We start from the raw sequence: 22632 nt of genomic DNA on the forward strand, positions 1-22632 counted from the left end.
AAAAAAATTACTATAAATCCGACATAGCACACGCTAGTCGGATTTATTTAAAATTTATTGCAAACCTGTTGAACCAAAGCCTTTATCAGATCTATCAGATGAAGGAAGACTTTCCGATTGAATAAAATCTGCTTCAACATAACGCTGAATAACTAATTGAGCAATACGATCTCCTCTATGAAATTCAGCAACATGCTCAGGATCTAAATTTATAAGTGGGACTTTTATTTCTCCACGATACCCTGCATCCACTGTTCCAGGCGCATTCAAAACAGTTACACCTTGCTTTACAGCAAGACCAGAACGAGGATGTACAAGAGCTACGTAACCAGCAGGCAAAGCAATTGCTACACCAGTAGGCACAAGCGCTCTTTCAAACGGCTTCAAAACAAAATCCTGTGTGGTTCTTAAATCAGCTCCAGCATCTGAAGCATGCGCATAACGAAGAGGCTCAATATGCTCGGCAACTTTATCCAAATATTGTATAAGTACTTCTAATTGCTCTGGGCTGTTATAAGTTTCATCATATGCCATTTAAGCAGCGCACTCCTTGCATACAGGCTGACTTTCAGTAGAAGATTCAGCAAGCTGACTGCGATGCTTCACTAAGAAGCACTCAGAGCAAATAAACTCGTCACCCTGCATAGGAATTACCGTAACAGATGCATCTTCACCACTAAGATCAGCTCCAGGTAATTCATAATCTTCAGCAATAGCATTCTCATCATCGTCAATCTCACTAGAAGAGTTCTGCGAACCCTTAATCAGTGCTTGCAGCGACTCCTCATCCTCATCTTTACTACGAGGGGAATCATAATCCTGTGCCATTATGGTCCTTTCGTTCTCTAAAGCTCCTACGCGCATAGCATACATGAATGCCACCCCGCATAGAATACACTCTTTTAAATATATGTAAAATGCTAAAGAAGGCATACTATAGACTAAAGTATATATATAGTATTGTTAAAAGCGAGGAAAGTGGTGCACAATGCTTGAAAATCCGCCAAAAACGGCGAGTTTCGATCATGTAGATGAAAACGGAGATTTAATTTTTATTTACGAAAACACGCCGTTAAAAATTTACATGGACGACACGCTGAAGCACGCTATATCAGAATCACAACGTATTAAGAATGGAAACGATGCAGATTCTCAAAGCAACACTTCTCAATCAAGTGCAGCACTTCCAATATCACAAATACAAGCACTCATACGAGCAGGTATTGAGCCATCTCAAGTTTCAGCACGATATCATATAAGTGAAGCACAAGTTAGACGCTTTTCTTCTGGAGTCGAAACTGAAAAACAATACGCTATTGAACAATTCTTATCTGTTCCAGCTCCAAAACAAAGCAATATGCGCACACTTTCAGATCTGATTGAACGCACTTTAGCAAAAGCAAGAATTGGAATGGAAACAGTAAAATGGCGCGCAACTCGAAGAGGTCTTGAGCCATGGCGTATAATCGCGCAATTTAATACAGCGACTCGCACAATCAAAGCAGAATGGACTTGGAATATGCACGACAACACTGTTTCGTGCATGAATACTTCTTCTAGACTTTTACTCGGTGAAGAAATAGCTTCTGCAACAAACTTAAACTCAAGTAAAACATCGTTTAATAACACTTATAGAGATACTGTAAATATATCCTTCCCGTTTACAAATAACGAAATACCAGGAAATTCAATACGCTCTGCAAGAATAGAGCGTGCAATTTCTCAATGGGAAAATTCAAATTCTGAAGAGAATAATAATTCGCAAAATATATCTCAATTAGATAATCAAACGGATTATAAGTCTGGAAATAAAACAGAAATTCATACTTTAGAAGATTATGTAAACAAATCTTCTATATTAGATAATTCTTCAAAAGTTAAGTCTGACTCACACTTATCTAAAAAGGAAAATCGTGATTACGAATTTTCTAATAACTCAGATCATGCAAACAATTCACCTAAATTGCAATCCAATACAAGAGATTCTCATTATTCACAAGAAAATCTTATATTGCAAAAAGATGATATTTCAGAAATAAACTCAAGTGAGTCAAAAAAGCACACTAATAAAGATAATAGATCTAATAAAGAATATGATAGTGCAAGCGTTACAAGCGCGAATAAAAATACGTATTCACAAGTAGCGAATTCGAGCGAAAATTCGAACGAAAATTCGAGTACAAACGCAAATAGCAACAATTCAAACAATGCTTACAAGAATAACAGAAATAGCAAGGATAACAGCGCTAAAAACAACTCCAATTCCACTATTTCTAATTCAAATTCGAAAACGCATGAAACACAAAATAATGCGAATACAGTAGAAAAATCTCACTCAAACGAGCATAAAAGAAGAAGTGGAAGATCTGCAGTCCCTAGCTGGGATGAAATCTTATTTGGCGAAGGCTGATATCTTAATCAACAAGATCAATAAGGCAAGGTATTTCAAGTTCCATACGAGTCATAGACCCATGAACACTTGGTAAACTCATAGCCTTTTGTGTTTGTGTTCGAGAATCAACTACGGTGACGCGATTGGCAGCTTGAACAATTACGTCACCTAAAATTTCATTTGCTCTATCACAAACTTCGCCAAAAACACCATCCGAAATAGCTTGTCTTTTAGTTCTAACAAGTGCTTTATCTTCTAGCTCATCCGCCCAACGCTTAGCTAAATCGTTTACACTAACACCATCTTTTGCATAAAGCATAACAGATCTAGGCTCTCCTGCAACCATGGAAACACCTTCAGCTAATTTAGGATTTTTAGCTATATCTATGCACATAGACGGATCAGATTGTATCATTCCATGATCTGCTGTAATAATAATCAAAGTTCCAGGAGCACACTTTTTCCGCAATAAGCGTAATTGAGCGTCAACTTGCTCAAAAGATGCAATCCACTCATCAGAATCACAACCGTAGTTATGACCCACTTTGTCTGTATCTCGTAAATACATGTAAGTTAATCCAGGCTCTAAAGTTGTGTTTGCAGCAACGCAAATACGTGCTCTAGGCGTTTTTGCGCTAATATAACGTGCACCTCTCAAAGCAGCGCGAGTAAGAGGAGAATTTTCAAATTTAGGAAGACTTACACTATCAGCACGAACACCTTGCTTAACTAATAATTCAAATATAGTTGGTTGAAGTTGAAGATTTTCAGGTAAAGGAGCATCTCTAAATTGAATTAACTGAGCTAAAGCACCAGTTTCATTATTTTTTTGAGTGTATCCAGTCATACAAGTAAGACCTGGGCAAGTACCAGTACCAAAAGTACCCATTGCTGCAACAGTAGTACTTGGTAAACACGAGTAAATAAAACGCTGATTCAAAGGTTCTTTCATAAGAGAACGAAGATAAGGAGCGTGTCCAATCCTATTAACAATATTCCAGTACCCTAAACCGTCAACAAGAACAACAATAGCTCTACTAGCAGAAGGTATATTTAATGATTTACGCAAAAATGAAGGATCATGATGTATTGCAGTGCTTACAGGCGTTCCAATAGCATCACAAACAGCTGGAAGAACAGAAGATAAATGTAATGCTCCACCAACTTTAGCATAATCAGAATCATCTCTACTAAATTTAGTACCATCATTAGCAAAGTTACTAACTTTAGTACTACTAACATCAGTTACACTACTAACATCAGTTACACCACAAACAGCTAAATCTTTCGAATACCAATCCCCATATTCAACTTTTTCAACGAATTGCAATAATTCTTTAAAAGACGGCATTTCAACGCTCATACATATTATTGAACCACTTCGTGAAGAAAACTCATATATTTTAAAAAACTCATATAATAAAATAAGTAAAAAATTCATAAAATTACTGAAAATTTTAAATAAGTTTACTAAAATCACAACGAAGAACAACATTCTTGTGCACGTAAATTGCTACTATAGTAGTCTATAAAAGTCATTCAAGGAGTTCATATCATGCCTTCACGCCGCCATTCAACAGCACCTGCTTTTGACCCACGAAAAGTTAAAGAGCATATTGTTGAAACGCCGTTAAATGAAGAAATGAGCAAATCCTTCTTGGAATACGCTTATTCTGTTATCTACGCCAGAGCTTTACCAGACGCGCGCGATGGTATGAAACCTGTTCAAAGAAGAATCGTGTATCAAATGGGCAATATGAACTTAAGCCCAGATCACGCTTATATGAAGTCTGCTCGAGTAGTAGGCGAAGTAATGGGTAAATTACACCCACATGGCGATAGCGCAATTTACGAAGCAATGGTTCGTTTAGCTCAACCTTTTTCTTTGCGTATTCCTTTAGTTGACGGACACGGAAATTTTGGCTCTCTTGACGATGGTCCTGCAGCATCACGATATACTGAGGCACGCTTAGCACCTGCTGCTTTAGGCATGAATGCAGATATTAACGAAAACACTGTTGATTTCACTCCAAATTACGATAATAAACTTAAAGAACCTACAGTTTTGCCAGCAGCAATACCAAATTTGCTTGTAAACGGAGCTTCCGGAATCGCTGTTGGAATGGCAACTAACATGGCAACACATAATCTTGGAGAAGTAGTTGAAGCCGCAAAATATTTAATGAAACACAATGATGCAACTTTAGATGATTTAATGCAATTTGTTCCAGGACCAGATTGGCCAAGCGGCGGAATTATTGTAGGAAGATCCGGAATTCGTGAAGCTTATAAAACTGGTAGAGGAGCATTCATAACTCGCTCACAAGCTCATATTGAAAATATTACAGCACGTAAAAAAGCTATTATAGTTACAGAACTTCCTTTTATGGTTGGTCCAGAACGAGTACTAGAACGTATTTCTCAAGGAATTAAAGCTAAAAAACTTGACGGAATTACTGGAGCTATTGATTTAACAGACCGTCATAACGGAACTCGTTTAGTAATAGAAATTAAAACAGGATTTGATCCTAACGCTGTTTTAGCACAGCTTTTCAAACACACGCCTTTACAAGAAAGCTTTACAATCAATAACGTTGCTCTAGTAAACGGCAGACCTCATACTATGGGATTGAAAGAGCTTTTAGATGTTTGGATTTTACACCGCAGAACAGTAGTACGCAGACGTAGTGAATTCAGAAAGACTAAAGCGGGCGAACGTTTACATCTTGTTGAAGGACTTCTTCTAGCAATGCTAGATATCGATGAAGTAATTCAAGTAATTCGTTCTTCCCAAGATGCGGATATTGCTAAAGCAAAATTGATTAAAGTATTTGACTTAGACGATGTTCAAGCACAATATATTCTTGATTTGCGTTTGCGCAGACTTACGAAAATGAGTCGAATAGAACTTGAGTCTGAACGCAATGACTTATTAAAGAAAATAGAAGAATTAGATAAAATATTAAGCTCTGAACTCGAACTAGATAAAGTTGTAATATCAGAAATGGATTCTGCTGTAAAACAATGGGATTCTCCTCGTAGAACAATTATTTTAGATGAACAAGTTGATGGAAGTTTTACACCAGTTCGCACACATAATGATAAAAATTCAAATACAGATTCGGAGCTTATTGCTGTTCAGGAAGCAAATAAAATGACATCTGTACAAGCTGACGTTGCAGCTGCAAACGCAGCACGTCTTGCAGGACAATCAGATGTAGCGCAACAAGCATTACAATTAAGCGATGATCCATGCGCAATAGCTTTAAGCGCATCTGGGTTTATAGCTAGAACTAGCGTAGATACTTTCAACAAATGGAAAACAAATACTGGAAATATTTTCGATACTCCATGTCTTACTATGTTTACGACTACAACTCGCTCAACATATGGTTTAATTACTTCTGTTGGAAGACTTGTTCTCGCACATGTATCTGACTTACCTCAACTTCATTCAATAGCAAATAGTGAAAATGTAAATATTGAGCTTCTATCAAAAGGCGTTAGCGCAAACGAACTACTATTATCTACTCAAAGCAGCGACCATGTTGCTGGAGAAAAGGTTGTATCTGCTATACCACTTAATTCAGATGAACCAAATCCAATAGCTATTGGAACAAAAGACGGAGTAGTAAAACGTTGGAATGGGCAATCCCCTACAACTATGGATTCTTGGAGCATAATAGATTTAAAGCCTAAAGATGAAGTAATTAACGCTGCAATTTCTGGCGATGACGACCGTTTAGTATTCATCAGTTCAGATTCTTCACTACTAACTTTCGATGCAAAGCAAGTAAGACCTCAAGGACGTACTGCTGCAGGGATGGCAGGTATTCGTTTAGCACAAGATTGCAAAGTTGTTGCTTTCGCAGTAGTTCCAAAAGATCTCGTTGAATGGAATTATGAAGAAGGTGAAAATGGATTATTCTCTACATCTGGAACAATCGTTTTTACTTTAGCAGGAGATGAAAACGCTCTTCCTGGAACAGATAACGGATCTGCTAAGCTAACTCCACTAACAATGTATCCAACTAAAGGAAGAGGAACAAGCGGAGTAAGATCGCAACGATTCTTAAAAGGTCAAAATACTTTATTAAACGCATATGTTGGGCATTATCCGCTTTATGCAACAACTCCTGGAGGAGCTAATGTTGAATTGCCAAAACCAGATATGCGAAGAGATGCTTCTGGAACAGAACTTGTTTCTCAAATAGCTCACATTGGTTAAAGAAATAAAACAGCATAGTGCAGAAAATCATGTATCAATTTTAGAGCGATCGAAATCGTCTGCGTTATCAACAATAAACTGTTTACGCGGAGGAACGTCATCGCCCATTAAAAGATCAAATACTTCACTCGCTTGCTGAGCATCCTCCATACGAATCCTTCGAAGCATGCGAGTTCTAGGATCCATAGTGGTGTCTGCAAGCTGATCTGCATCCATCTCACCCAAGCCCTTATAACGCTGAATATCGCTGTTAAAATCAATGCCCTTAGCTTGCAAATCATCAAGCTTTCCAGCTAGCTCATCGTCTGAATAAGTGTAAATATACTCACCTTTGTGCTTTCCTGCGAGCGCAATCCTATGAAGCGGAGGAACAGCAGCATAAACGTGCCCGTGCTCAATAAGCGGACGCATATAACGATAGAACAACGTTAAAAGCAAAATACGTATGTGAGCACCGTCAACATCAGCATCAGTCATCATAACAATCTTGTTATAACGAGCTTGTGAAATATCAAAACTTGCGCCTGATCCTGCTCCAACAACTTGAATAATTGCAGCGCACTCTTTATTAGAAAGCATTTGCGAAAGACTTGCTTTTTGAACATTCAAAATCTTACCGCGAATTGGCAATAATGCTTGGAAAGCAGAATTTCTAGCAGCTTTTGCAGTACCAAGAGCAGAGTCACCCTCAACAATAAAAAGCTCAGCAACATCGTCATTTCCAGGTTGACAATCTGAAAGTTTTGGAGGCATAGAAGCTGATTCAAGTGCGTTCTTTCTACGAGTAACTTCCTTTGTTTTACGCGCTTGAATTCTTGCATGCATTTCTGAAACGATTTTCTCAAGCACTCTAGCAGATTGCTCTTTAAATCCTCGCTTAGAACCAGTAATCATCTCCCCGAACTGAGAGTCAGTCATTTTAGTAACGATTGGCTTAACTTGAGCAGTTCCAAGAACATCCTTAGTTTGACCTTGGAATTGAGGCTCAGCAATACGAACAGTTATAACAGCAACCAATCCTGCTGTAATATCATCTCGTTCAATTTTCGTATTCGAATCTTTAAGATTTACTTTTAGCTTGCGCGCGTTATCTTCAACAGCTTTACGAATTTGCTTAGTTAATCCTTGCAAGAATCCGTCTACGTGAGAACCTCCACCTGGAGTTTCAACAACATTGACAAAACTTATAATCGTTGAATCATATCCATTTACCCAACGCATTGCAATGTCAACACCACACTTGCGCGTTACTTGCTGAGCATGCAATTCACCAGACTCGTCAACAGCTTGTGTTTCTTCCAAGTACGTATCTTCACCAGAAATACGCCAAATATCCGAAACTGATTGACCGTGAGATAGAAAATCGACGAAATCTTTAACGCCACCATTATGTAAGAATTCAATTACTCTAGGATGATGATTGCTTTGAATGGATTTATATGATTCAGCATTTGTAACTGCTTGTGCTTCAGAAGAATCTAAAGAATCAGAATCAGAATCAGAATCATCAAGCTTAGTCAAAGTTTCAGAATCGTCAGAATCGTCAGAATCATCATCGTCAGAATCATGTAATTCTTCAGATTCATACTCATTATCTAAATCATCATAATCTTTTAGATCGTTTGAGTTATCTAAATTCTGGCTGTCTTCATAACTCTCAGTTTCTGTAAACTCGCTGTGTGAATCCTCTGATTTATTAGATGATGTAGAAAACTCATCTACTTGTTCCTGAGAATTATCTAAGTTAAGCTCATCAATCTCTTGAATATCACTAAACTCACCTTCAGGAACATTTTCATCTATAACAGTTATGCGTAATCCTGGAACCAAAAAACTTGTTTGTCTAACACGTGCAATCAGCTGTTCATAGCTAAAGCGAGCTGTTGAATTAAAAATCTCAGGATCTGCCCAATAGCGAACTCTAGTGCCAGTAGTTTTAGGAGAAACAGTACCGATAATTTCAAGCTCTGTAGGACGATTCTTACGAGTACGTTTAAAAGGAGAAGATGGAGATGGATGCTCAGGATCAGCGTCACTATAAACTCCAGGATGACCTTGATGAAAAGACATGTGATGTGTTTTGCCATCGCGATCAACTTCTACATCTAAACGAGAACTCAATGCATTAACAACAGAAGATCCAACACCATGCAAACCACCTGCAGCATTATACGAAGAATTTCCAAATTTAGCACCGGCATGAAGTTTAGTTAAAACAACTTCTACACCTGTTAATTTTGTTTTAGGTTCAACATCAACCGGAATACCACGACCATTATCTGCAACTTCAACAGACCCATCAGAATGTAAAGTTACAACAATATGATTGCAAGCTCCAGCTAAAGCTTCATCGACAGCGTTATCAATAATCTCCCAAAGGCAATGCATTAAACCTTGACTGTCAGTAGTACCAATATACATACCTGGACGCTTACGAACAGCATCCAAACCTTCAAGCACAGTTAAACTGTCAGCATCATATTGCTCTTGCTCTTTACGAGATACCACTTCTACCCCTTGTAATAAAACTATTCAGTCAAGCAATAAGTGTCGCACTCTTGCTTAAATGCAAAAATACGACACTTCAATATGCATTATTTTATAATCACTGATCCAAGAAATCACGCAATGTTTGAGAACGAGAAGGATGGCGCAACTTAGCCATAGTCTTAGATTCAATTTGACGAATACGCTCACGAGTTACACCATAAACACGCCCAATATCATCCAAAGTCTTAGGCTGTCCATCTTCCAAACCATAACGCATCTTAATAACGCCAGCTTCGCGAGGAGATAGCGTTTCAAGAACTTGTCTGAATTGTTCTTGCAAAAGTGAGAATGCAACAGCATCAGATGGAGCAATAGCATCAGTGTCTTCAATTAAATCACCGAATTCAGAATCACCATCTTCACCCAAAGGAGTATGCAAAGATATAGGCTCACGTCCATACTTTTGCACTTCTTGTACCTTTTCTACAGGCATATCAAGCTCTCTAGCTAGCTCATCAGGCGTAGGCTCGCGACCTAAATCTTGAAGCATTTGACGTTGAACACGCGAAAGTTTGTTAATCACTTCAACCATATGCACTGGAACTCGAATAGTTCGAGCCTGATCAGCCATTGCACGCGTAATTGCCTGACGAATCCACCATGTAGCATAAGTAGAAAACTTAAAGCCCTTTTTCCAATCGAATTTTTCAACTGCTCTAATTAAGCCAAGATTGCCTTCCTGAATCAAATCAAGAAAAAGCATGCCTCTACCTGTATAACGCTTAGCAAGAGAAACAACTAATCGTAAGTTTGCTTCCAAAAGATGATCTTTAGCTTTTTTACCATCAGCAGCAGCCCATTTTAATTCACGCTTACGCTTAAACTCCATTTGATCAATTTGAGTATCAAGCAAATGCTGAGCATATAATCCAGCTTCAATGCGCTCTGAAAGATCAACTTCTTGTTCAGCATTTAACAAGCTAACGCGACCAATTTGTTTCAAATAATCTTTAACAGGATCAGCAGTAGCACCAGTAGCAATAACTCGACGCTTTGGATTTCCAGGAGTAGAAGTTAATGTGTCGTCATCGTCATCATCGCTAACAACAAAAGCACCTTTAGCTTGAGGAACTACAGGCTCTTCGGATTTTGTATTTTCATCAGATTCTTCTACATCATCAATATCTGAATCTTCATCAAAATCTTGATCCACATCATCAACATCAAGACCATCAACATCGTCAATTGAATCAACATCATCAAGATCATCATGATGAAGATCATCAATATCATCGTGGTGAAGATCGTCAAGATCATCTAAATGAATATCTAAATCATGCTCATCAACATCGTCAATTGAATCAACATCATCAAGATTGCTCTCAGAGGAATCTAATGAATCTGATTCATCTATATCATTTTCAGATTTCATAAATTCATCATTGTCACTTTCATCATAAGACTCATCAGATTTCTTTTGCGAGCGCGAAGATGCAAGTTTTTTTGAAGACGAACGAGCACTACTTTTACGAGTACCATTAGTTCTACGAGCTTTTGTTGACTTACTTTCTTCACTAGCAAGTTCATCAATTTCTAATTCTTCACTCGTCAACTATTCCTCCTGATAGAACCCTTACTGCACTAATAATTGCATATAGGCATAGATATAGCAAGGTCAAATTTTTGCGTCTTGTAAGTTAATCACATTGCAAAGACAAACTAAAACACAAATAAAATGCAAAATAATTAGCTAATAACAACACGCTCCCAATTTTCAATCAGACTTTATATACGACTAGTCAAACACAAACCTTTATCTTTATCGTATTCTTTTAACCACGGTGCCTCTACGCCATTTCTATATGCAGATTGAACAATTCTTGCCATAGAACAATCTGAACATACGCTTAAAGCAAGATTAGTGTAATACTCTACATTACCGAATCTAAACCACCAACTTAAATAAGCAATCAATGCATAAATATGACTTGTAAACTCTCGCGCATCTCGCATAATATAAGCCATTGCAGTTAAAGTATCAATAACATTTGAAACCATAAGCATATCGGGCTTGTGAGTATATCTAATAAATTTATCTTCCAAACACTTATGAAGATATTCAGAAACACTTTTTGTATGAGGTTCAAAAGCTACAGCGCATAAACTATCATAGTCATACCATTCGTGATAACAATCTAAAATAGCGATTAGCATTGCATCACGAACATTTATATTACTATTCATAGCCAAAGCTAAATTTATAAAATCAACTCCTAATAATCCATTATTCAAACTCGTTTTTTCGCCATCACATTTGTTAATTGATTCAATGGATTCAATAGATTCATAATATTTAGTTTCATAGTTACTTTTGTAAGAAAAAGTATTGTACCATCTGTGCAAAGCTTGATTCGCATATACTTTATTTGCAATACTTTTATTGAATCTATTAGCAAAACTATTGTATTTTTCTATACAACTACCTACTTTTGATCGTATAGATTCAATCCAATTAGAATCTTCATCATGATTTTTAGATATATAAGACAAATCAAATAATCGAGATAAAGAATCATCAATAATATTCTCTTTTATAGGATGATCACTTAATAAGTCAATTTTCCCAATTGTATCAATATCGTCTACAGCCAAAATCCCCATAACTCCCCCAATATTTAATAATCAACTAAATCAACTCAATAATTCATTTATTATTAAGTTTTGTAAAAGAAGTTTCTCAAGAAATTTTCAATGTAGCAATAAAAAATTGCGATTGTGGTCAGAAGTTCATTCAGAAGTTCATAAAACTTGTGCGCATAGAGTTTCGCGCATAGAGTTTCGCGCATACAGTTTCTCGCATACAATTGCGTGAATACAATTGCGTTTACACACATACAGTTTCACTTGAACGCATACTATTTACAACTAACAAGCTCTACGCTAAATCAACTAATAAAACAGACACACAGAAATACATTCTCGACTGGAATAATGTCGAAACAATGTGTATAACTTCATACTATGGATATTGATGCGGAACTTAAACAAATAGAACAACGTATTTGCACACTCACATCAGAACAATTTGAAATGCCTGCATGCCAAAATCTACATTCCTCATGCAAAGACACTATGGAAACAGTAGTAAATCAAGCTTTAACTTCTAGCAAAGGCGGCAAACGCTTAAGAGCATTATTGTCGCTATTATCATATGATGCAGCAAATTCAACGATTTCCTCTAATAAAAGTTCTAGCGAAAATTCTAGCGAAAATTCAAAAGAAAATTTCAATCGCGCATCAATGATTGACTTAGCTTGTGCTATTGAAGTTTTTCAAACAGCAGCTTTAATACACGATGATATTATTGACGAATCTTCTTTAAGACGAGGTATACCAAGTGCATATTGCGCATTTTCTAAAGTCTATAACAATTTACGTATAGGCACTGGCTTAGGAATTATGTTAGGCGATTTGTTAGCAGCAGAAAGCTTTAACATAGCTGGCAATTGCGCAAAAAATCTTAAAAATACTCAAGAACTTCTTCTAACATTTTCAGATACTCAACGAAGCGTGTGCGTAGGGCAAGTACTAGATATATCTATTGAAATGATGGACTTAGATAATACTGAACTTCTTGCACAATCTTCTCTTAACGTATTTAAATGGAAGACTGCTAGTTACACAACGATATCTCCTATAAAATTAGGTTTCCTTTCTGCAGGATTAGACCCTAAACTCGCAAACGATCTAGCTTATTCAATTGGAGAACCTTTAGGAATCGCATTCCAATTAGCAGATGATTTATTAGACGTAGTTTCAGATCCTAAACATACTGGTAAACCAGTTGGAGGAGATATACGAGAAGGAAAACGTGCAACTCTTCTTGCAGACGCACTTCAAAATAGCAATGAAAAAGATAAAGCTTATTTGAAGAAAGCATACACTAAAAAGCATAGAAGCAGCGGAGATGTGAAGAGAATTATAGATATTTTCTATAAAAGCGGAGCAATCGAAAAATCAAAGAAACGCATTAAGGATCTTTGGGAACAATCTCAACAAGCTCTTCAAAATAGCGAATTAAGCGAAGAAGCTAAAAATATTATGCAATCAATTATTGAACGTTTTATTCCAGAACAGTGGAGAATATAATACTAAAACTTTAATTCTCTACCTACATGCCTGTACACTCGTAAATAGTGAAGTATGATTCGCATATAAGGATTTGCAACAATGAGTGACGCGAAACAAGTACAAAAAGGTATGCGTATTGAAAACAGATATCGCATAGTGCGAAAAATAGCTGAAGGCGGCATGGCCACAGTGTATCAAGCGCAAGACGAACGACTTAGCAGACCTGTTGCGATTAAAATAATGCATACACAATTAGCTCAAGGCGTGCACAGAGAGCAATTTATAGCCAGATTCCGCAGAGAAGCTACGTCCGCAGCACAGATTGCTAACCCTCATATTGTACAAGTCTATGACACAGGCGAATTTGAAGGACTTGACTATTTAGTTATGGAATATGTTCATGGCGTTAATTTGCGCTATGAAATGAATATGCACGGAACTTTTAGCGTAAAAGATACTCTTCGTTTACTTGCGCAAACTCTTGATGGATTAGCTTCAGCTCATATTGCCGGTGTTGTACACAGAGATATTAAACCAGAAAACATACTTATAAACGATCGCGGAAATGTTCAAATCACAGATTTTGGATTAGCTAGGGCTATTTCTCAAGCAACATTATCTTCTACTGGATTGCTTTTAGGAACAGCTGCTTACTTGGCACCAGAGATGATTGAAAAAAATCTTGCAACACCACAAGGCGATTTATATTCAGCAGGAACTATGGCATGGGAAATGTTAGCAGGAAAAGTGCCTTTTACAGCAGATAACCCTGTTACGCTAGTTTTTAAGCATGTCCACGAAGATACTCCTTCTATTACAACAGTTTGTACTGGAATAAATATTAAAGTTGCAAAATTCTTAGAAAAACTTACATCTCGAGATATGAATTTAAGACCTGATAATGCTTCTGAAGCGTTAGCTGAATTACGAACTATAAGTAAAGAGCTTACATCAAAAGATTGGTCATACCGTTTTAAAGAATCTGAAATTCAAAGCGAAGATGTATTAGATGATTCAACTATGCTTATAAATAGCCGCAAATTAGATAATCTAAAGATTTCTAATGAAAACGAAGTTGAAAATGCAAATGAAGAAGATACTAGTTATACGCATCAAAATACTATAGAAAATCCGTCTAATAGCGAAGAAACTAGCGAATTAAACGAAAAAACCGCTAAAGACAGCGCAAACGAAACTAGCGAATCTGAAAATATTATTAACTTACCAGATTTTCTTGATAATGATATTAGAAGCGTAAAAGATGACGATATTCCATTACCACCATCTAAAAAATCTAATGAACATAATGAACTTAATCAAGATAAAAGCTACGATATTGCAGAATCCGAAAATAATTTAATTAGCAAAGATAATACACAAGCGAAAAATAGTTCAACCAATAATATCACTCAAGCAATGCCTTGGCGCAGCGCAAAAACTAGTGATTTAGATTACAACTACAATAATGATCCATTGGAAGATTTTAATGATAGTAATCTTCCAACTATTGCATTAGAAAAATCTAAAATATACAGCAACTCTTCTAAAACGAAGGAAACACAAGGCAAAAAATCTCGTAAAAAAGTAATATTTATTGCTATTACAATTTTAGCTGCAATATTTATAGTAGCATGCGCAATAATTTGGTATTTCTATGGCCCAAATAGTTATTGGACTTTGCCAAAACCAGATGACTTATCTTGTTCCAGAACAAAAACGTGCAAAATAGCTGATATCAAGTGGGAAAATTATGAGCGTACTCTTAAAGTCGCTGGAATACCTTACAAAGTTGAATTAGAATACAGCGATGACATTGATTCAGGAAACGTAATATCAACAACACCTGATCTCGTAGGAAGTCATATAAATAAACACAATCACGAATACGCGAAAATCATTGTTTCTCGCGGCATTAAACAAGCAACTATTCCTATTGACATACTTTCTTCTAAATCTAATAAACCTATAGAAATATTACGTAAAGCTGGATTCACAAATATTATTCATAGGGATATTCTCGATATGTATTCTTTGGATGTTCCAAAAGGTGAGATTATTGACGTTTCACCACAAGCTGGAACAACAACAGATCATAATAAACCTGTAACAGTAATACTTTCTAAAGGCCCTATGCCAGTTGAAATGCCAGATATAGTAAACAAAAGTAAAGATAATGCTCAACAGTCATTAAATGACTTAAAACTGAATGCAACATATAGCGAAGAATATAGCGATACTGTTAGCAAAGGAAACGTTATAAGTGCGTCCAAGCCTAAAGGAGAAAAACTCCATTGGGGCGATTCTGTTTCAATTGTTATTTCAAAAGGACCTCAAACTGTAATCATGCCTGACGTACGAGGGAAAAATAAAGATGAAGCTCGTAAGATTTTGGAAGATTTAGGATTACAAGTGAAGATTTCAGCTCCTCTTGGAGATTTTACGCATGTTGTTCGTCTTCAATCTACTAGCCCTGGCAAAGAAGTACGTCTAAAAGATAATAGCGGCAATGCAACTGTTATTACACTTACAGTAGTATGAGCATACGCTATTATTTTTACTGCTTTTCGCTGTTGTTTCAGTGTTTTGTAATATGTTGGAGTTACATCTTATACAAATCACATAGGTTTATTATTAACAATAACAAGCAAACTAATAGAATGCGCTGATTAGTTGCACTTCTTTTCTTCATTCATACGCTGTTTAACAGTTTGAGCATATTCGTCAACATATTCTTGACCGCTCATAGATGCAATAGAATGAGTAATAGCGTCAGTAATTTCACGCAATCGTTCACGCGTAATTTCTTCATCACTTTTTACACGCTCAACATGAATTGGCTCACCATAAATTGCTTGAGTCTTTCCAGATAAAGGTATAACAGTACCTTTAGGTTGCAATTGCCTAGTTCCAATAATAGCGACAGGAATGATAGGACATCCTGTTTCTAACGCAAGACGAGCAGCTCCAGTATGACCTTTATATAAACGTCCATCAGGGCTTCTAGTGCCTTCCACGTGAATACCAAAAAGCTGACCTTTTTCGAGTATAGCGCGCGCATGTTTTAATGCACTTTCAGAACGAGCTCCACCTGAACGATTAACAGGAAACACTCCAACAGAAGTAAACCACCACTTCTTAAAACGACCTTTCAAGCCTTTGCCTTCAAAGTATTCTGCTTTGCCCATAAAATGTATCATTCTAGGACAAGTTAAAGGTAATAAGGCATCATCGATAACAGCAAGATGGTTAGCTGCAATAATAGCGCCACCTTTCTTTGGAATATTTTCAACGCCTTTTACACTCGGATGAATCCTCATACGAGCTATAAATCCCAACCCTTTTACAAAAAACCAATAAAGCATGCGAAATCCTTTCTTAGCATAACGCATAATATTTAATCTCTTATACGTACGCTATCAAGCAGACTTGATACAGTATAACTCATGACATCATCTAAGAATACCAACTCCCCTCACCTTGAAAATAACAAAAACAGCAATAATAATTCAAATGATTTTCAAGATGACTGGTCTAGTTTTATATCGGAACATTCACAAGATTTTAACGACATAGAGAAATCTAAAAGCGCAAAAGAATTTGAAAAGCACGCAAAGCGAGAAGATAAACGCAATATTAAAAGGAAGGAGGAAGAGGCGAGAAAAAATGCGATAAGAAATTTAAGAATTGAAAGAGAAATATTTTTATCTCACGGACCTAGAGATAATATACGTTCAAGCTGGCTTGACGTTGACGATACAATGGAAGAATATTCAGATGACTTCGTTGCGCCAAATCCGCATTTCAAAAATATTCGTAAAAGCGTAGTCATATTATGGCTCGTATTACTCGTAGGAATTGCTGGAATTATAACAAGTGCTTTTATTCCAATCATCGCTTCTATTGCAGCAACAATAAGCATAGTTTTTATAATCATTGCAGGAGTTGGATTATTGATGATTCGTAAAGATAGACACGATAACAATGATTATAGCGATTATGGAAATGGAGCACGAGTCTAATAGATAAAACGAACTCAAAATTATTTATTGGTAGATAAACAGATACAGATATAGATAGATATAAATAAATAAACAAACAAACAGATAGATAAACAAACAAAAATGTGGAGAAAAGCAATAAAGCTAATCTCCACATTTCATTTTATTTTATTAAATTTTGAATTATCAAACGAAGTATAACAAATGTAATATTATTCTTCTACTTCATTCTGACCATGGCATAACTTGTACTTGCGTCCAGAACCACATGGGCATTCATCATTCTTGTTAGTTCCAGGGAAGGTACGTCCATCAGACCATGGAGTCTTCCACTCTTCAGCTTTTGGACGCATGCTGGATGGAACTTCGCCTTCAGCATGGCTCAAAGGTGCAGGTCCAACAACTCCAACAGCTTGATCTTCTGCTTCAACTTCAGAAGAAACATCAGCAATATCGTCATCAATTTCAGAATCGTCATCGTAATCACTAGATGCAATCTGATCAATGTCAATATGGAATAGCAATTGGATAGATTCTTCCTTAATGGCTTCAATCATGGAATTGTACATCTGATACCCTTCACGCTGATATTCAACCAGTGGATCTCTCTGACCCATACCGCGAAGACCGATGCCATCTTTAAGATAATCCATCTCATAAAGATGTTCACGCCACTTCTGATCAAGCACAGATAACACTACTCTACGCTCAAGCTGGCGAAGACCTTCTTCACCTAGACGATCTTCTAACTTGCCATAAGCTTCCTCAGCGCAATCAACGATAATATCACGCAAAGCTATAACAGCCTTCTCGCCTTTAAGCTTAGAGATACTTTCGCAAACATCATCCCAATCAAGCTCCACAGGCATAACCATTTCAAGAGCTGATTGCAAACCATCATAGTCCCAATTTTCTGGCTTATCAGATCCATTATTAGCACCACGAACATAGCTTTCAACAGTATCTGAAATGAACTTCAAGATATCACTATGAATATCTTCACCCTTGAGAACCATTTGACGCTCAGAATAAATAACAGTACGCTGCTTATTCATAACATCGTCATACTTCAAAACGTTCTTGCGCATTTCAAAGTTACGAGCTTCAACAGACTTTTGTGCTGTACGAACTCCGTTAGACACATACTTAGACTCGATTGGCTCACCTTCTGGCAATCCTTTTGCCATAACACGAGCAACAAGCTGAGTGTTAAACAAACGCATCAAGTCATCTTCCAAGCTCAAGTAGAAACGTGACTCTCCTGGATCGCCCTGACGACCAGAACGGCCTCTAAGCTGATTATCAATACGGCGAGATTCATGGCGTTCAGTGCCAAGAACATACAAGCCACCAAGTTTCTTAACTTCTTCGTGCTCATCCTTAACTTGTTCTTTAACTTCTGCCAAAACACCAGGCCAACGCTTCTCATACTCATCAGGAGTATCGTCTGGGGAATATCCTTCAGCTTTCAACTTTGCATCAGCAAGGAACTCAACATTACCGCCGAGCATAATATCAGTACCACGGCCTGCCATATTAGTAGCAACTGTTACAGCACCTTTACGACCTGCAACAGCAACAACAGCAGCTTCTTTAGCGTTTTGCTTAGCGTTCAAAACCTGATGAGGAATACGAGCAACATCAAGCAAAGAAGAAACTATTTCAGATGATTCTACTGATGCTGTACCAAGAAGAACAGGCTGACCTTTAGAGTGACGAATTGCAACGTCACGAACAATAGCAGCAAGCTTTTCTTTCTTAGTGCGGAAGATCAAATCATCTTTATCCATACGAATTACAGGACGATTAGAAGGAATTGGCAACACGCCTAACTTGTATGTACCCATAAATTCTGCAGCTTCAGTTTCTGCAGTACCAGTCATACCTGCAAGTTTATCGTACATACGGAAGTAATTTTGCAAAGTAATTGTTGCAAAAGTCTGATTTTCTGCCTTAACTTCCACATCTTCTTTAGCTTCAATAGCTTGATGCAAGCCTTCGCTATATCTACGTCCTGGAAGAACACGACCAGTATGTTCATCAACAATTAAAACTTCACCATTCGTTACAACATAATCACGATCGCGAAGGAACAATTCTTTAGCTTTCAAAGCATTATTCAAGTAACCAACAAGTGCTGTATTACTTGGCTCATAAAGATTATCAATTCCTAAATAATCTTCAATCTTTTCAATGCCTGAATCGAGAATACCAGCAGTCTTCTTCTTTTCATCAATCTCGTAATCTTTGTCACGATCCAACTTCAAAACAAGTTTTGCAAACTCGCGATACCAACGAGTTACATCTCCTTCAGCAGGACCTGAAATAATCAAAGGAGTACGAGCTTCATCTATGAGAATAGAATCAACCTCATCAACGATTGCATAATGATGACCACGCTGAACAAGCTCACTCTTTTCCCAAGCCATGTTGTCACGCAAATAATCGAAACCAAACTCATTATTAGTTCCATAAGTAATGTCAGCATTATATTGCTTACGGCGCTCAGGAGGCTGCTGATCTGTAATAATACATCCAACACTCATACCAAGGAATCTGTAAATACGTCCCATTAACTCACTTTGATAACTAGCAAGATAATCGTTGACTGTAACAACGTGTACGCCTTTACCTTCTAAAGCGTTCAAATAGCTTGGTAAAGTAGCGACCAAAGTCTTACCTTCACCAGTTTTCATTTCTGCAATATTTCCCCAATGCAATGCAGCTCCACCCATAAGCTGCACGTCAAAATGGCGTTGACCAAGGGTACGTTTAGAAACTTCTCGCACTGTAGCGAAAGCTTCAGGCATAAGTTCATCCAGCGATTCACCATTGTCTACACGCTGCTTAAACTTGGCAGTTTGCCCCTTCAATTCTTCATCTGAAAGCGCAGAAATATTTTCTTCCAACGCATTCACAGCCTTCGCCACATTCTCAAGGCGCTTCAACTGACGGCCTTCACCCATGCGCAAGGCTTTGTCGACGATATCTACCACGTTTCACTCCCTTAGGTCGTGTCTATGCAGACGCCTTAGCCAGCATAGACGAAACTGAGCCTATATTACGCGACAGCTGGGATTTTTAAAAACTCAAGCGCGTTATTTAAAGACTCATTCGCACGAATAAACGACGATTCCCACTTAATAATATGTAATGCCCACTAAGTTTACACCTAGTGGGCATATTGTTCATATCCATTTGCCGCAATTCTTTTAAATCGCGATTTTTATTTTAAAATCTCGTCTTTTATCACTTATTAACATTCTCAGGAGTATCAATCTCAAATACTCCATAACTCCAACCATGTCTACGGTATACAACCGATGGACGCATGGTTTCCTTATTAACAAACAGGAAGAAATCGTGACCTATAAGCTCCATTTCATACAAAGCTTCATCGATACTCATAGGTTCAGCAATATGAAGCTTACGGCGAATCACAATAGGAGTATTTCCTACACTCACTTCAACAGATTCACCAGGACCAAGATCAGATGCAACAGCAGCATCAGCGCTATTGTTATCGTTCTCTTCGATTTCTGATTCTTCATCTAATTCATCTTCAACAGATGGAGTAACTACACCTAAATCAACTGGAGCCATTTGAGTGTATCCACGACGATGATCCTTACGGCGATCACGAGTACGGCGTAAACGTAACGTCAACTTATCAAGCGCCATATCCAAAGCACTGTATTGATCAGTACTCGCTGCCTCAGCACGAATAACTGTACTTCCAGCAACAACTGTAATCTCTACTCGTTTTGCTGTATCTGCTTGCCGTGGATTACCCTCATGCGAAACAACGATTTGTACTCGCTGCGCATCCGGAGCAATGGCGGTCACACGACTCATCTTGCTTTCCACAACGTCACGGAACTTTGGCTTAATCTGTGTATGACGTCCGGTTATGACGATTTCCATGCGAACCTCCTAAACTAACACGAGCTTTAAACTCGACTTGTATGCAAATCGACAGCCTCGATGCTATCGATGTAACCCATTATACAGTTTTTATTCGCAAGAGCCTAGCGAGTGTTAAAAATTGCACAAAAAATATGTTAAAAATGCGTCATTTACAAGGAAATCTGGCTATAAAATTAACTTTTTTTACTATACGAATTAACTCTGCTATACTTAGGAAGGTTGAGGTTTCACGATGACCGCGGTCGCAATGTTCATTCGGAGCGACTGAGGAACTTCCGGGCTCCAAAGAGCACAATGGCGGATAACGTCCGCCCAGGGCGACCTGAGAGATAGCGCAGCAGAAAGTAAACCGCCTAGCGTTCTATTGTTTCGTTAGGTAAGGGTGAAACGGCGGTGTAAGAGACCACCGGGCTTCTGGTAACAGTTAGCCGCATGGCAAGCCTCATTGGGAGCAAGGTCAAGCAGAAGACGTTAAGAGCTGCTCGCTCAAGTCTTCGGGTAGACTGCTAGAGTTTGGCGGTAACGTCAAATCGAGATGGATGGTCATCCGCGTGTAATTTTCACGCGACAAAACCCGGGGTATGTGAAACCTCACCTCAACATTGATTATTCTTTAAGATTTTTTGGCGCAAGCGAAAAATCAGAAAAACCTGTACAGCAGCCATCAAATGCATTATTCTTTAAGCTTTTTGCTTGCACGCAATCAAAAATTTTGCAAATTTTCATACCTGCTTTCTTCGCAGAGCTTAATGCTACATCAGAATCTTCAAAAACAGTACAATTATTAGGTAAAATACCAATTTTATTCGCTAAATCTATATAGGTTTGCGCTCTATTTTTCCCAGTTTTTTCTAAATCTTCTCCAAAAATAATAAAATCGAAATATTCACGCAATCCAGTATGTTTCAATGAAAGCTCACACAACGTTTTAGAAAGAGAAGTTAAAAGAACTAATTTTGCACGACTCTTACGTAAATAAATAACATAATCTTTCGCGCCTTTTCTCAACTCTAAACGATTTGCATACGCATCAGCAGCCATATCTTGCCACTCTTGCATTAAATCTTCAGGAGAATCCGTAAAGCCAAAATGCTCTATAACGTAATCAGCAACCTGCCTTGGAGTGAATGTAGCTGTAGAATTTGCAAAATCTTCTGGAACAGCTACTCCACGTTTTGCAAAACTCTCATTATCTATATCGTCCCACACATTTAATGAATCAAGTAAAGTACCATCAAAATCAAAAATTGCAGCGCAATTAGAATTATCAAATAAAATATTTTCGCTCATATAAAAATCCCTACATAAAAATCCCACAATACGAATCTCGAAATGCGAAATGCAAATTCAGCGATACGAACCTCGAATCTCGAAACGCAAATCACTCCTCGCAAATAATTTATAGCAAATCACTTATAGCAAAATCTAAAATATAATATGACTTAATTCATAATCTAAATCACAAA

At 37.5% G+C, this 22632-nt stretch carries 15 protein-coding genes and 1 other RNA gene; 6 read left to right on the forward strand and 10 right to left on the reverse strand.

Features of this window, described 5'->3' with window-relative positions; translation table 11 throughout:
• Positions 1-54: 54 nt before the first annotated feature.
• Together dut and HXT27_RS05545 are read right to left on the reverse strand one after the other, a co-directional pair.
• Positions 55-534 carry a dUTP diphosphatase gene (gene dut / locus HXT27_RS05540; protein WP_075523374.1) on the reverse strand — a complete coding sequence of 160 codons (480 nt, stop codon included), beginning with the start codon at positions 532-534 and terminating at the stop codon, positions 55-57.
• Positions 535-828, reverse strand: a complete 294-nt coding sequence (locus tag HXT27_RS05545) for a DUF4193 domain-containing protein (RefSeq protein ID WP_075523462.1) — start codon at positions 826-828, stop codon at positions 535-537. It lies immediately after the preceding gene.
• A 160-nt stretch (positions 829-988) separates the two neighbouring features.
• Here HXT27_RS05545 and sepH point away from each other — a divergent pair, with 160 nt between their 5' ends.
• Complete coding sequence (gene sepH / locus HXT27_RS05550) at positions 989-2410, forward strand: septation protein SepH (RefSeq protein WP_103043093.1); 1422 nt, start codon at positions 989-991, stop codon at positions 2408-2410.
• 4 nt (positions 2411-2414) lie between these two features.
• On the opposite strand, the gene HXT27_RS05555 is transcribed toward sepH, so the two are convergent.
• Entirely contained in the window at positions 2415-3755 is a 1341-nt protein-coding gene (locus HXT27_RS05555; protein WP_103043094.1) for an alkaline phosphatase family protein, read from the reverse strand.
• Positions 3756-3947: 192 nt separating this feature from the next.
• Between HXT27_RS05555 and HXT27_RS05560 the strand changes: the two genes are divergently transcribed.
• The gene (locus HXT27_RS05560; RefSeq protein WP_103043095.1) at positions 3948-6620 is read left to right on the forward strand and encodes a DNA gyrase/topoisomerase IV subunit A; all 2673 of its coding nucleotides are present in this window, start codon (positions 3948-3950) and stop codon (positions 6618-6620) included.
• Positions 6621-6647: 27 nt separating this feature from the next.
• Here HXT27_RS05560 and HXT27_RS05565 read toward each other — a convergent pair whose 3' ends face one another.
• From HXT27_RS05565 to HXT27_RS05575, 3 genes are all read right to left on the reverse strand, one after another.
• Positions 6648-9128, reverse strand: coding sequence for a DNA gyrase/topoisomerase IV subunit B (locus HXT27_RS05565; RefSeq protein ID WP_103043096.1), 2481 nt, complete (start codon positions 9126-9128; stop codon positions 6648-6650).
• 97 nt (positions 9129-9225) lie between these two features.
• A complete protein-coding gene (locus HXT27_RS05570) occupies positions 9226-10722 on the reverse strand; it encodes an RNA polymerase sigma factor (RefSeq protein WP_103043097.1) in 1497 nt (498 codons plus the stop codon).
• A gap of 173 nt (positions 10723-10895) precedes the next feature.
• Positions 10896-11771, reverse strand: coding sequence for a hypothetical protein (locus HXT27_RS05575; protein ID WP_103043098.1), 876 nt, complete (start codon positions 11769-11771; stop codon positions 10896-10898).
• A 360-nt stretch (positions 11772-12131) separates the two neighbouring features.
• On the opposite strand from HXT27_RS05575, the gene HXT27_RS05580 reads away from it, so the two are divergent.
• Both HXT27_RS05580 and HXT27_RS05585 read left to right on the forward strand, forming a co-directional pair.
• Positions 12132-13259 carry a polyprenyl synthetase family protein gene (locus tag HXT27_RS05580; protein WP_103043099.1) on the forward strand — a complete coding sequence of 376 codons (1128 nt, stop codon included), beginning with the start codon at positions 12132-12134 and terminating at the stop codon, positions 13257-13259.
• A gap of 81 nt (positions 13260-13340) precedes the next feature.
• The gene (locus HXT27_RS05585) at positions 13341-15779 is read left to right on the forward strand and encodes a Stk1 family PASTA domain-containing Ser/Thr kinase (RefSeq protein WP_103043100.1); all 2439 of its coding nucleotides are present in this window, start codon (positions 13341-13343) and stop codon (positions 15777-15779) included.
• Between the two features lie 128 nt (positions 15780-15907).
• Here the strand turns inward: HXT27_RS05585 and HXT27_RS05590 are convergent, their stop codons facing one another.
• Positions 15908-16603, reverse strand: a complete 696-nt coding sequence (locus HXT27_RS05590; protein WP_103043285.1) for a lysophospholipid acyltransferase family protein — start codon at positions 16601-16603, stop codon at positions 15908-15910.
• A gap of 81 nt (positions 16604-16684) precedes the next feature.
• On the opposite strand from HXT27_RS05590, the gene HXT27_RS05595 reads away from it, so the two are divergent.
• Positions 16685-17260: a hypothetical protein gene (locus tag HXT27_RS05595; protein ID WP_075523382.1), complete on the forward strand. Its 576-nt coding sequence runs from the start codon at positions 16685-16687 to the stop codon at positions 17258-17260.
• Between the two features lie 191 nt (positions 17261-17451).
• Here the strand turns inward: HXT27_RS05595 and secA are convergent, their stop codons facing one another.
• Positions 17452-20235, reverse strand: a complete 2784-nt coding sequence (secA, locus tag HXT27_RS05600) for a preprotein translocase subunit SecA (protein ID WP_103043101.1) — start codon at positions 20233-20235, stop codon at positions 17452-17454.
• Between the two features lie 253 nt (positions 20236-20488).
• Positions 20489-21163, reverse strand: a complete 675-nt coding sequence (gene hpf / locus HXT27_RS05605) for a ribosome hibernation-promoting factor, HPF/YfiA family (RefSeq protein ID WP_075523384.1) — start codon at positions 21161-21163, stop codon at positions 20489-20491.
• Between the two features lie 223 nt (positions 21164-21386).
• Between hpf and rnpB the strand changes: the two genes are divergently transcribed.
• Positions 21387-21764: RNase P RNA component class A (gene rnpB, locus HXT27_RS05610), an RNA gene on the forward strand.
• Positions 21765-21772: 8 nt separating this feature from the next.
• On the opposite strand, the gene HXT27_RS05615 is transcribed toward rnpB, so the two are convergent.
• Positions 21773-22456: an HAD family hydrolase gene (locus HXT27_RS05615; protein ID WP_103043102.1), complete on the reverse strand. Its 684-nt coding sequence runs from the start codon at positions 22454-22456 to the stop codon at positions 21773-21775.
• Positions 22457-22632: the final 176 nt, after the last annotated feature.

The sequence above is a fragment of the Gardnerella bivia genome (assembly GCF_049262715.1).
Taxonomy (GTDB): Bacteria; Actinomycetota; Actinomycetes; order Actinomycetales; family Bifidobacteriaceae; genus Bifidobacterium; species Bifidobacterium vaginale_A.